Annotated in this window: 9 protein-coding genes; 1 reads left to right on the plus strand and 8 read right to left on the minus strand. The window is 33.7% G+C overall.

Annotated elements, in window-relative coordinates; translation table 11 throughout:
* Positions 1–51: 51 nt before the first annotated feature.
* From GON26_RS18565 to GON26_RS18590, 6 genes are all read right to left on the minus strand, one after another.
* Positions 52–1,380 (minus strand): MFS transporter, encoded by a 1,329-nt coding sequence (locus tag GON26_RS18565; protein WP_160376267.1) that lies wholly within the window; start codon positions 1,378–1,380, stop codon positions 52–54.
* A gap of 160 nt (positions 1,381–1,540) precedes the next feature.
* Entirely contained in the window at positions 1,541–2,356 is an 816-nt protein-coding gene (locus tag GON26_RS18570) for a M48 family metallopeptidase (protein WP_160376268.1), read from the minus strand.
* An 85-nt stretch (positions 2,357–2,441) separates the two neighbouring features.
* Entirely contained in the window at positions 2,442–4,841 is a 2,400-nt protein-coding gene (locus tag GON26_RS18575; RefSeq protein WP_160376269.1) for a glycoside hydrolase family 31 protein, read from the minus strand.
* A 197-nt stretch (positions 4,842–5,038) separates the two neighbouring features.
* Positions 5,039–6,943 (minus strand): 1,4-alpha-glucan branching protein GlgB, encoded by a 1,905-nt coding sequence (gene glgB, locus GON26_RS18580; protein ID WP_160376270.1) that lies wholly within the window; start codon positions 6,941–6,943, stop codon positions 5,039–5,041.
* Between the two features lie 146 nt (positions 6,944–7,089).
* Positions 7,090–8,370, minus strand: a complete 1,281-nt coding sequence (locus tag GON26_RS18585; protein ID WP_160376271.1) for a glucose-1-phosphate adenylyltransferase — start codon at positions 8,368–8,370, stop codon at positions 7,090–7,092.
* The gene (locus tag GON26_RS18590) at positions 8,360–9,787 is read right to left on the minus strand and encodes a glycogen synthase (RefSeq protein WP_160376272.1); all 1,428 of its coding nucleotides are present in this window, start codon (positions 9,785–9,787) and stop codon (positions 8,360–8,362) included. The genes GON26_RS18585 and GON26_RS18590 overlap by 11 nt, the downstream gene beginning before the upstream one ends.
* Before the next feature lie 140 nt (positions 9,788–9,927).
* On the opposite strand from GON26_RS18590, the gene GON26_RS18595 reads away from it, so the two are divergent.
* On the plus strand, positions 9,928–10,788 hold the full coding sequence (locus GON26_RS18595) for an alpha/beta hydrolase (RefSeq protein ID WP_160376273.1): 861 nt from the start codon (positions 9,928–9,930) through the stop codon (positions 10,786–10,788).
* Positions 10,789–10,820: 32 nt separating this feature from the next.
* On the opposite strand, the gene GON26_RS18600 is transcribed toward GON26_RS18595, so the two are convergent.
* Both GON26_RS18600 and GON26_RS18605 read right to left on the minus strand, forming a co-directional pair.
* The gene (locus GON26_RS18600) at positions 10,821–11,933 is read right to left on the minus strand and encodes a serine hydrolase domain-containing protein (protein WP_160376274.1); all 1,113 of its coding nucleotides are present in this window, start codon (positions 11,931–11,933) and stop codon (positions 10,821–10,823) included.
* A 157-nt stretch (positions 11,934–12,090) separates the two neighbouring features.
* On the minus strand, positions 12,091–12,882 hold a 792-nt coding region (locus GON26_RS18605), incomplete at its 5' end, for a T9SS type A sorting domain-containing protein (protein ID WP_160376275.1).

Consider the following 12,882-nt stretch of genomic DNA (forward strand, 5'->3'; position numbering starts at 1 on the left):
AGAAAAAATCATCAATCTTATCATCACATAATGTTAATCAATCAAGCTGTTTTAATTCTTTAAAACAGCTTTTTTTGGTACTCTTCTCAACAGAAAAACTGCGATAACAAAAAAGATTCCCAGAAAAACAATAGCCATTCGAGGACTTCCAGTAATCTGATCAATAATTCCATAAACACACATTCCGATAACGATTCCGATTTTTTCGGCTACATCATAAAAACTAAAAAACGAAGCTGTATCTTCTGTTTCAGGCAGTAATTTAGAATAGGTAGAACGTGACAAAGCCTGAATTCCGCCCATTACAAAACCTGCTATTGTTGCCATCACATAAAAATGTATGGGCAGCCAGATAAAAAATGCGAGTGCGCAAAATACTGCCCAAATGCAATTGATGAAAATTAAAGTTGGAATGTTACCATATTTTGCGGAAGCTCTTGAAGTTAAAACCGCACCAATTACGGCTACCAATTGTATCAATAAAATACAGATAATCAATCCGATAGTACTATCTTCTTCAGTTTCCCACTGAATTTCCTGAGCACCAAAGTAAGTTGCTACCAACATTACGGTTTGTACAGCCATACTCGAAACGAAAAATCCACTTAAATATCTTTTTAGCGGAATATCTTGTTTTAGTAGTTGCCAAACTTTCTTTAGTTCTTTGAAACCATTAAACAATGTATTTGAAGTTAATTTCTCACTATTAGATTTGTTTCCTTTTGGTAAAAAATAATAGGAATACTGACTGAATAAAATCCACCAAACTCCTACCATTATAAAGGAATATCTCATAGCTTTCATAGCCGCTTCTCCATCAGTTCCGGAAATTCCAAAAAGCTTTGGTTTCATTATCATAGCTAAATTAATAACCAATAAAATAACACTTCCAATATATCCTAATGAATATCCTTTAGCACTAATTTTATCCTGCTGTTCCGGAAAAGCAATATCTGGTAGATAGGAATTATAGAAAACCAAACTTCCCCAATACCCTATTAAACCTAAGAAATAAAACAATAATCCAATATAAATATTATCAAGGTCAAACCAATACAATCCTATACAAGACAAAGCTCCTAGATAACAAAAAAACTTCATAAATATTTTTTTATCTCCAACATAATCCGCTATTCCTGACAATAAAGGCGAAAGAAAAGAAACCAGCATAAATGCCGCGGCAGTCGTAAAACTAATTAAGGCTGAATTTTTAAGATGGAAACCAAAAGCATCAATATAATGCTGGTTTTTAGGAAATAATTTATCATAAAAAATTGGGAATACTGCAGAAGCAATAGTTAATGTGTAAACAGAATTTGCCCAATCGTAAAAAGCCCAGGCGTTTAACAATTTTTTGTCTCCTTTTTGCAAATTTTTCATAAATATGGTTTTGTTAGTACGCTACGAATTTATCTATTTTTTATTAGTAAATGATTATTTGTGGGTTAAGAAGCTCATTTTTTTTCAAAAAAAAACTATTCCCGAAAGAATAGTTTTTTAGCTTATTTATTTAAAATGATAGTATTCAAAAAATTGAATTTTATTTAAACGTTACACCATATTTAGCAGCTTCTGCTTTTGCTTGCGGAATCAAAGCTTTTAAATTAGCAATACGTGTAGCATCTGAAGGGTGAGTACTTAAAAATTCAGAAGGAGCACCTCCTCCACTTGCTTTCGACATTCTGGACCAAAAAGCTACAGCAGTATCAGGATTGTATCCTGCCAAAGCCATCAGTATCAATCCTATTTTATCAGCTTCACTTTCATTGGCTCTGCTAAAAGGCAACATCCCTCCTACTTCGGTTCCAAGTCCATAAGCCTGAGCAAAAATAGCTCTCGTTGACTCCGATTTACTACTTGTTGCTGCATCTAAAACCGAACCTCCTATTTGTTGCAACTGAGCAGCACTCATACGTTGTTGTCCGTGATTGGCCAATGCGTGTGCTACTTCATGTCCCATAACTGTTGCAATTCCTGCATCATCTTGACAAACTGGCAGAATTCCGGTATAGAAAACAATTTTACCTCCAGGCATACACCAGGCGTTAAGTTCTTTACTATCAATTAGTTTGTACTCCCATTGATAATTTTTTAGGTAATCTTTATAACCATTTGCATTTAGCCAGCGCTCTGCTGCTCCTTTAATTTTAACACCTACATTTTCAACTCTTTTGGCATCTGCAGTTCCTGTCACCACCTTGTTTTCTGATAAAAACTTATCATATTGTTGAAAAGATGCAGGAAGTATCTCGCTGTCCGGAACCAGGGCTAAGGTACTTTTTCCCGAAAAAGGATTTGTAGCACAGGCCCCAACTAAAATTGCTATAAAAGCAACTGAAAATAAATATTTTTTCATGATGTAAAATTTTTAACACATACAAAAATACAATTATTATATCTCTTCATTTTACATAATTTTCAAAAAACATATCAGAATTTACTTATTCACCAATAATATGAAGCTCTGTAAATTCTTTATCAATAGTCAAAGTGTGATTAGATTCAAAACTGAATTTATCAAAAACAATGATCTCGTTATCAATTTCTATTTCTTTTACTTTGAATGGAAGTCCAATTAAGTTGATTTTATATTTGCTATACGGGGTTTCGTATTTTCCTTCTTTATGAAGCTGAACAATCAGTTCGTTTTCTTTACCGATTAATCGAAACGAAAGAAAACTATATCTTCCCTTTTTATAATCGTAGCCATCCTGAGCATCTTCATACACAACTGATTTTTCTTTACCATTTTTATAATACAAATCTAGTGTAAGTTCGTCAAATTCAAGCTCTCCTACATATTGTTGTACAGGGTATTTAGGGATAATTGCACCTGCTTTCACAAAGACTGGAATTTCATCAAACTTAGTGTCAATCCATACTTCCCTTCCTCCTACAGCCAATTCGTTTGTCCAATAGTTATACCACTCACCTCTAGGAATATACATTCTCCTACCTAAAGAATTAGGCTCAAGAATCGGGCATACTAAAATTTGGTTTCCAAAGATAAATTCATCATTGCGATAGTGCGTTTGAAGATCGTCCTGATCAAAATATACCAATGGTTTTAACATCGGAATTCCCTCTTCGATGTATTGCCAAAACATGGTATATAAATAAGGTAATAACTGGTATCTTAAATTGACAAATTTTCGGGTTATGTTGATTACATCCTCGTCAAAAGCCCAAGGTTCCTGTTCGCCATGATGTCCGGAAGAGTGTGTTCTGCAAAAGGGATGAAAAACCCCTAGCTGAATCCATCGCGCATATAATTCTCCTGTAGGCTGTTCGGCAAAACCACCAATATCAGAGCCAGTAAATCCCATTCCTGAGATGCACATACGCTGTACCTGAATGTTGGCTACCCATAAATGTTCCCAGGTTGCGACATTATCTCCTGTCCAGGACGAAGTATAACGTTGTGCGCCAGAATAAGCCGAACGCGTTATTACGAAAGGTCGCTTAGGATAGGCAAAACGTTTTACACCATGATAAGTCGCTCTTGCCATTTGCGTACCATAAATATTATGTGCTTTACGGTGACTACAAGGATTTCCGTCATAAACGTGGCGAACATCCATTGGAAATGTTTTATTTGGAACCTCCATAACGGCCGGTTCGTTCATATCATTCCAAACACCTTTTACGCCTATCTCTGAAACTAATTCTTTAAATAAACCAGCCCACCATTCTCTTACTACTGGATTTGTATAATCCGGAAAATTACATTCTCCAGGCCAAACTTTTCCTTTCATGTATGGACCATCAGCTCTTTTGCAGAAATAATCTTTTTCTAAAGCTTCTTTATAAACCCAATAATCTTTATCAATTTTGATTCCCGGATCAATGATTACAATCGTTTTAAAACCATCTTCGGCTAATTCTGCCACCATTCTTTTAGGATCTGGAAAATATTCTTTGTTCCAGGTAAAACATCGAAATCCTTCCATATAATCGATATCCAGATAAATAGCGTCACACGGAATTTGTAATTCTCTAAATTTTGCAGCTATATCTTTTACTTTTGATTCCGGATAATAACTCCATTTACATTGGTGATATCCCAATACCCAAAGTGGCGGCAATTCAGGTTTACCAGTCAAATCGGTATAAGTTGTCACCACATCCTGCATTTGAGGGCCGTAAATGAAATAATAATTCATTTCGCCTCCTTCTGCCCAAAAACTGGTTACGCTTCTTCTTTCATGACAAAAATCAAAAAACGTTCTAAAAGTATTATCAAAGAATATTCCGTAAGATTGCTTGTTTTGCAAACCAATATAAAACGGTACTACTTTATATAAGGGCTCTTGATCTTTACTAAAAGCATACTGATCGGTTGCAAAATTTTCTAATCTTTTTCCTTTTAAGTTAAGCTGAGTAGCTTTGTCACCAAGACCGTAAAAACATTCACCATCTTTTGATGATTTACTCATTTTTACAATGTTTCCACCATATTCGTAGCTTTCTTCCCAATGAAAACCCAGTTCATCTTCGACGATAACATTATCATTCAAATCTAAAATAGAAGTTCTTAAATCTACTTTCTGAATTTTGCATTTTACCTTACTGGTACGGATTTGGTAATAATTTAGTTCTTCTGTTACTTCTAAAAAATTGTAACCGTGCAATTGTGTTTTATCAATGGCATACGAAAAATCATTACTAAAATATCCTTTTGTTGTAAAACGAAAGCGTATCAAACTGTCTCTAAGAACGGTCACCTTCAGTATAACTTTATTGTCAGTATGAAATAAGACAGAATCTCCTTCATGCTCAAACGACACTATTTTTGATGGGTATAAATCCCCTTTATATTCTAATTCAGTATTTGTAATCATAATTAAATAATTTAATTTCAACAACTTAATTGTATTTCAAACGTACAAAAAATACCAGTGTAGCCCTAAAAATAATAGGGTTTTTAACGAAAACGATATTTCTGATTGAATGATAATTTTTGCACTTCGAAATCGAAAATTATGCAATTTAGAAAGCTCAAAATTGCAAAATGACAGCAAAAAAAATAAACGTTTTTTTATGCAATTGAATAAACTGTTACACTCAATGGTGGTAAAGTCAATTCTATCGAATAATCTCTTCCGTCATACGGAGAAGAATCTACTTTTAAAGTTCCTGAATTTGTAATTCCACTTCCTCCATATAGGCTGGAATCGGTATTAAAAATTTCTTTTAATTTTCCTTTTTTCGGAATTCCAATACGGTAATTTTCTCTTACAACAGGTGTAAAATTACAAACTACCACTAAGTTTTCCTTTTCATCATTTCCCTTTCGAATGTAAGACAAGACTGCATTTTGATGGTCTGAATAATTTATCCATTCAAATCCTTCCCCTGAAAATTGCTTTTCATACAAGGCAGGATTGTTTTTATACAATTGGTTCAGATCTGTTATAGTTTGTTTAATTCCTTTATGATAGTCATACTGTAACAAGTGCCAATCCAGACTTTTTTCAAAATTCCATTCGTCACTTTGTCCAAATTCAGATCCCATAAATAAAAGTTTTGTTCCAGGATGCGTAAACATATAACCGTATAATAATCTGAGATTAGCGAATTTTTGCCATTCATCACCCGTCATCTTATTGGCAATTGATTGTTTTCCATAGACTACTTCATCATGCGAAAACGGTAACATAAAGTTTTCTGTAAAAGCGTACGTCATCGAAAAAGTCAAATCGTTCTGATGGTATTTTCTATAAATCGAATCTTTTTGAAAGTATTCCAGCGTATCGTGCATCCATCCCATCATCCATTTCATTCCAAAACCTAAACCTCCTGCAAATGTTGGTCTGGAAACCATCGGGAAGGATGTACTTTCTTCAGCAATAGTCTGGACACCATCAAAATTGGCGTAGATAACCTCATTAAATTCTTTAAGAAAACTTATGGTTTCCAGATTTTCATTTCCTCCATAAATATTAGGTTCCCATTCGCCATCTTTTCGGGAATAATCTAAATATAACATAGAGGCAACCGCATCTACTCTTAATCCATCAGCGTGATATTGGCTCAGCCAAAAAACAGCATTACTGATTAAAAAAGCTCTAACTTCGTTACGACCGTAATTAAATACTAAACTTTTCCAGTCTGGATGATAGCCTTTTCTGCGATCCGGATGCTCATATAAATGTGAACCATCAAAAAAGCCTAAACCATGCGCATCATCAGGAAAATGCGACGGAACCCAGTCCAGAATGACTCCAATTCCTGCCTGATGCAGCTTATCTACCAAAACCATGAAATCCTGTGGTTTCCCAAAACGGGAAGTTGGCGCAAAATAACCTACTAATTGATATCCCCAGGATGGATCGTAAGGATATTCCATAACGGGCATGAACTCAACATGAGTAAATCCTGTTTCTTTTACATAATTTACCAAATCATCAGCCAATTCTAAATAAGTCAAAAACCTATTATTATCAGCTCGTTTCCAGGAACCTAAATGCACTTCATAAACAGAATAAGGTTTGTCAAGACTATTGTTTTCCTGACGTGTTTCCATCCATTTTGTATCTTTCCAGTTATAATCTAAATCCCAGACTACCGAAGCTGTATGAGGCGGTTTTTCACAATATAACGAAAACGGGTCTGCTTTTTCGGTAACAACTCCATTGATATTTGATTGTATTTTATACTTATAAATGGAACCTTTAGCAAGATTCGGGATAAAACCCTCCCAAATGCCTGAAGAGTCCCAACGTACTTGTAGAAGATGTTCGCCTTGTGTCCAATAATTAAAATCCCCAACAACAGAAACAGATTGTGCAGTTGGAGCCCAAACGGCAAAATAAACGCCTTTAACACCATTGACTTCAACTAAATGAGCACCTAATTTTTCATATAATTTATAGTGTTTACCGGCTTTGAATAAATCGATGTCGAAATCTGTAAATAGAGAATGTGTAATAACGTTGGGCATAATTGAGTTCTTAGTAATTAGTACCTTGGTACTTCGTTTTTTGTTTGTTTTTGATACAGAGTAATTAGCCCTTAGCCATTGATATTAAGTACAAAACATTACACTTTACAAATCACTAAGAACTAATTAGCAAGAACTAAAAACTTTTAATCAATTCTAAAATTATCCGGAATCGTTACTGATTTTTTTATCACCACAATTCCATCTTTTATAGCATATAAATCACTTGAAATATTTTCTAAATGTGGTCCACCGTTGATGTAAACATCATTTCCGATGCGGCAGTTTTTATCTACAATTGCATTTTTGATAAAACATCTTTCACCAATACCAATATGTTTTCTGCCATTTTCTATATCTTCCTCTAAATCATTTAGATTTTGATACAAGTCATTCCCCATTACATAACAATTTTCAATAATCGTATCCGCACCAATTCTGGAACGAATCCCGATAACAGATCGAATAATTTCTTTAGCATTTATAATACAGCCTTCAGAAATTAGTGTTTTGTCAACTGTAGTTTTGAAAAATTTTGATGGTGGTAATAACCTTGGCCTCGTGAAAATTTTCTTGTCATTATCGAACAAATTAAATTTTGGCAAATCGTCTGTCAACCCAATGTTAGCTTCGAAGAAAGAGTCAATATTTCCGATATCTGTCCAGTATCCTTCGTATTGGTAACTTAATATTTTTTTATTACCAACCGCTTGTGGAATAATTTCTTTACCAAAATCTTTTGTTTCCTGATTAGACATCAATTCTATCAAAAGTTTACGGTTGAAGATATAAATACCCATCGAAGCCAGATAATGTTTTCCCTGACTTTTCATTTCATCACTCACTTCGGATTCCCAGTCAGGTAATAAAGAAGCATTTGGTTTTTCGATAAAAGAGATAATTTCACTTGCTGAATTGGTTTTTAGAATTCCAAACTCAGGTGCGTCTTTGGCATTTACCGGAAGTGTAGCAATAGAAATATCTGCCTCTTTTTTAATGTGTTCTTTGATCATCGCATTAAAATCCATTTCGTATAACTGGTCTCCGGAAAGAATCAAAGCATATTCAAAATCATGATTCAAAAAATGAGGCATACATTGTCTTACGGCATCGGCTGTACCCTGAAACCAGGTTGGGTTATCAGGAGTTTGCTCTGCTGCCAGAATATCAACAAAAGCATTGCTAAAAACACTAAAATTATAGGTGTTTTTGATATGTGCATTCAATGATGCAGAATTAAACTGTGTCAGCACAAACATTTTATAAATATCTGAGTTGATACAATTTGAAATTGGTATATCGACCAATCTGTATTTTCCTCCAATTGGTACTGCAGGTTTAGATCTTGTTTCAGTTAATGGATACAAACGAGATCCTTGACCTCCCCCTAAAATAATTGCAACTACTCCCTTTTTGTTAACCTTCATTTTTCTGAATTATTAAGTTGTAAATTTCGATGTATTCTTGACAAACTCTTTCCCAGGAATGATCAATCCCCATTCCTAGTTTTCTTATTTTATTAAAACTTTCTTTATTCTTATAGAGCCCAACTGCCCTATTTATAGAATACACTATATCCCCAACCGACGCTTGATTATGGCAAATTCCGTTTCCGTTATCGCCAAAATCGATAATAGTATCTTTCAAACCGCCTGTTCTTCTTACTATCGGAATAGTTCCGTATCGCAACGAATACATTTGGTTTAACCCACAAGGTTCTACTCTTGAAGGCATTAATATAAAATCAGAACCCGCATAAATCAAATGCGACAATTCTTCATTATATCCAATAAAAGCATTGTAATTGCCTTTATAATCATTTTTTAATGCTGCTAATTGTTCTTCAATAATAGGATTACCTGAACCTAAAATAAGAATGTTTATTTCCTGAAAATTTTCGGACAGTGCCAAAGCCGAAGCCTGCGGTAATAAATCCCCTCCTTTTTCATCAAATAAACGGCCAATAAAACTAAACAATGGTTTTGTTGGGTCTAATTCGAATATTTCACAAAGCTTTTCTTTATTTTTTTGCTTTCCCTTTTCGAAGGTTTTTATCGAAAAAGTTTCTGCTATCATTTTGTCTTTCGCTGGATTCCAAACTTCAATGTCAATTCCATTTAAAATCCCTTTTGACTTGTCTCTAACCGAATTGAAAAGCATTTCTAAGCCATTTGCAAAAACATTTATTTCATCTAAATAACTTGGAGAAACAGTCGTTACAGCATGTGCACATTTTACGGCTACCGCCAATGGGTTTATGGCGTTGCTCCAATCCAAAAATCCAATATGCTTCAAATCAAATTCAGGTATATAATATAGTTTATCAAAACCAAACTGACCTTGATACAACCCATTATGTATTGTAATGGCTGTGCGTACTTTTTCTATTTTAGCATATTTATAACTGTATTTTATCATAAACGGAATAAGTCCTGTATGATGATCGTGACAATTGATAATATCCGGAATGGTTTCTCTTCCGATAATCCAGTCTAAAGTGGCTATCTGAAAAGCGACAAACCGCTCAACATCATCCTGATAGCTATAAACATTGGGCCTATCAAAAAGCTCTTTAATTTCTATTAAATACAATTCGAAACCCAGTTTGTCTGTTTTCTCCTTAAGAACACTGAACGGAAAATTAAAATTGCCCAATTTTACATCTCCCCAGTGTACGCATTCGAATTCATTTTCTTTTTTGAATTTTGTATCATAACAAGGAACGACAACCCGAACCTCATGACCTGCTTTTTTTTGATATTTAGGTAATGCTCCAACAACATCGGCCAATCCGCCAACTTTTGCCATAGGATAACACTCAGCACTAATATGAAAAATTTCCATTTATTAAATTTTATAGAATGTAAATAAGATTAAATGCACTATAAAAGTTAAATAAGTAGCTACTATTTATGTTACTTTTATGTTTTTTTAAATTTAGCAAAAAAATAATTAAATCTATAAACAAATTACGATTTATTAAAATGACAAAAAAATCTCACAATAAAACGCAATCCTTGAAAATTCCTCAGTATATTCTGGTGCCACTTAAAATAAGCTCCTTTATTTCGTCAAAATTAGCGACCTCATTTGCGGCAAAACTCTTTACAACTCCAATAAAACATAAAATTCCTACAAGGGAATTGGAGATGGATCAAAAAAGTATTCAAAAAACTTTATATGTTGGTGCGATAGACAAAGAAATTCTGGTTTATGAATATGGTAAAAGTGAAAAGAAAATTTTATTAGTACACGGCTGGTCAGGACGCGGAACACAATTATTTAAAATCGCAGATGAATTAGTAGCACATGGGTTTTCAACTATTAGTTTTGATGCTCCAGCTCATGGAAAATCAGTTGGAAAAACGGCTATTATGATGGATTTTATTGCTTCTATTTTAGAAATTGAAAAACAATATGGACCTTTTGAAATAGCTATTGGACATTCATTAGGCGGAATGTCTGTTCTAAATGCTATAAAAAGAGGTTTAAAGGTAAAAAAAGCTGTTATTATAGGCAGCGGCGATATTGTACAGGATATTTTAGATGATTTTATTTCGAAAATGAAATTAAAACCAATTTACAGCCAATATTTATGTAGTTATTTTGAAGATAAATATCAGGTCAAAATGAATGACTTTTCGGCTTACAAAGCTGCAGAAGAAGTGAAAAATCCTGTTTTAGTCATACATGACAAAGAGGATCATGATGTGCCGCTCAAAGCAGCAATTCATATCCATAAACATTTAGAAAATGGCCAACTTATTTTGACTGAAGGTTTAGGTCATCGAAAAATATTAGGCGATAAACATATCATTCAAAAAATAATAGAATTTATTGGATAGGATACTTAAAAAATTATCTGAAAAAAAATAAATTATTCGCCCAACTGAATTGCTTTGGGCGCTTCTAAATTTGTTACGGGCAAATATTCTTGTTCTACCACATTGTAAACAGCATCTCTTACGGCTTTCCATAATGCAAATTTTTCAGCATAAGCATTAGTCGTAATAGCTACTGAAACATCCATTGACGGAATATAATACATCAAAGAATTATAGCCTAAAATGGTTCCTGTATGACCGTGAAATTTAACTCCTTTTTCCGAAGTAAAAAGCCGCGTTCCTAAACCATAATTTTCATTCACTTCAGAATGTGTAGTCATTATATGTATTGAATTTTGACTTAAATAATTACCGCCGTAAATTGCTTTACAATATTTGGCCATATCCTCGGTAGTAGAAACTATTGCTCCAGCAGCCTTTACAGATGTTGGTGAATAGCTATAAGCTCTTGTGCCTTCTGCCAAATTTGCTATTTTATGCGTAGTATCACTAGTAAAATCCATAAAAGTATTTTTTAAATCCAGAGGATTGCAAATCCATTCCTGAATAGCCACATCTAATGGTTTTCCGGTCTTTTTTTCGATAAGCATTCCTAGTAAAAAATAGCCTCCATTAGAATATTCGTAAGAACATCCAGGAGTAAATTTAGGCTCCATCTGATCCAGATAACCTATTATTTCTGAATTGGTAAAAATTCTATCCGGAATCAAATTATCAATAAAGGGTTTGCTATCGTTTAAATAATCTCCTACCGCTGAAGAATGTTCTAACAATTGTTTAATAGTAATATTATAAGCGTTTGGTAAATCCGGTACAACTAGATGTTTTGCTAATTTGTCCTCTATATTAAAATAACCCGCTTCCTGCAATCTCATAATCAAAACAGCAACAAAATTTTTGGTAGCACTTGCAATTCTGTATTGTGTCGTATTAGGAATTATTACTGATGATGTAAATACATTTCCTACTCCGGAATTTGCATAAACCATCCCTTTATCTGGCGTTGATACTGCAATAGAAACGCCTGGAAGTCCGCTTTTTTCCCAAGAAGTTGTTACTGCTGTTTGTAATTTTTCCTGAAAAGTTTGGGCATGGGAAATAACTAAACAATTTAATAATAAAACAAAAGTGAAAAATTTATTCATAAGGATACTATTAAAACCTGGTCTAAATGACGAATTAAAATTGTTGTTTTTGGAGTTGTAAAATAATAAATTGTTATTAAAATGTTTTAATTCTATAAAAATTAAAAAAAACTACCCAACCATCTGATTATATTAATGTTTGGGTAGTTATAAAATATTATTTGTTTAAAATTATTTTTTTTGTCGTGGCTTTTCCATCAGTAACAACCTGAAGTATATAAATTCCTTGTCCAAAACTGCTTAGATCCAGTTGTTGTTCATTGCCTTCAAAAGAAGTGTTTAAGATTTGTTGTCCCGTCATATTAAACAATCGGACATCCGATTTTGAATTGTTTTCTAAAGTTAAATTCAAAATTCCGTTTGTTGGATTTGGATAGACTATCAATTCAGAAACTATTTTTTCTTTTTCTAATTCCTGAATATCATCCATTTTTCTAGTTCCGGAACATCCCGAAATATAATTATGCTGAATATCATCGATCCAAACTGTCATTGCAGCTGCAGTGTTATTTTGTTTAATAACAATAGCATCAAGGGTTACTGAAGCTCCTCCAACAATACCGTTACCTGTTGTAATGGTTGTTCCTGCAGCAGTCGGTAAAAACCATTCGTAGTAATTCCATGCTCCGTTATTGATAATTGCTAATGGAGGCAATTCTTCTAAACCATCAGCATCATCAATCCAAGCTGTTACTGTTGCTCCAGTATTGGCCGTACTTGTTTTTAACCAAAATCCAAAAGATCCCTGATTACCTACAAAAGCCTGATTGTTTGCAGGAGTTCCTCCACCAGAAAGTAAACGCACTAACCAGTTTGTTGTAACCGAAGTATTATCGTTTAAAACGGCTTTTAAACTTGCAGTACCATTTTTGAAACTATCTGTAGCTCTCGCCAAAGTTGAAGTTGTTGCAATACCCACAGTAGAACCCGAAGTAGTTGGAATTTGTGT

This window comes from Flavobacterium hydrocarbonoxydans (assembly GCF_009789235.1).
GTDB classification, from domain to species: domain Bacteria; phylum Bacteroidota; class Bacteroidia; order Flavobacteriales; family Flavobacteriaceae; genus Flavobacterium; species Flavobacterium hydrocarbonoxydans.

Excerpts from the sequence above, each read along its gene's own strand:
- GON26_RS18595 (WP_160376273.1), top strand. The coding sequence starts at position 9,928 with ATGACAAAAAAATCTCACAATAAAACGCAATCCTTGAAAATTCCTCAG.
- GON26_RS18565 (WP_160376267.1), bottom strand. The coding sequence starts at position 1,380 with ATGAAAAATTTGCAAAAAGGAGACAAAAAATTGTTAAACGCCTGGGCT.
- GON26_RS18570 (WP_160376268.1), bottom strand. The coding sequence starts at position 2,356 with ATGAAAAAATATTTATTTTCAGTTGCTTTTATAGCAATTTTAGTTGGG.
- GON26_RS18600 (WP_160376274.1), bottom strand. The coding sequence starts at position 11,933 with ATGAATAAATTTTTCACTTTTGTTTTATTATTAAATTGTTTAGTTATT.
- GON26_RS18585 (WP_160376271.1), bottom strand. The coding sequence starts at position 8,370 with ATGAAGGTTAACAAAAAGGGAGTAGTTGCAATTATTTTAGGGGGAGGT.
- GON26_RS18575 (WP_160376269.1), bottom strand. The coding sequence starts at position 4,841 with ATGATTACAAATACTGAATTAGAATATAAAGGGGATTTATACCCATCA.
- glgB (WP_160376270.1), bottom strand. The coding sequence starts at position 6,943 with ATGCCCAACGTTATTACACATTCTCTATTTACAGATTTCGACATCGAT.
- GON26_RS18590 (WP_160376272.1), bottom strand. The coding sequence starts at position 9,787 with ATGGAAATTTTTCATATTAGTGCTGAGTGTTATCCTATGGCAAAAGTT.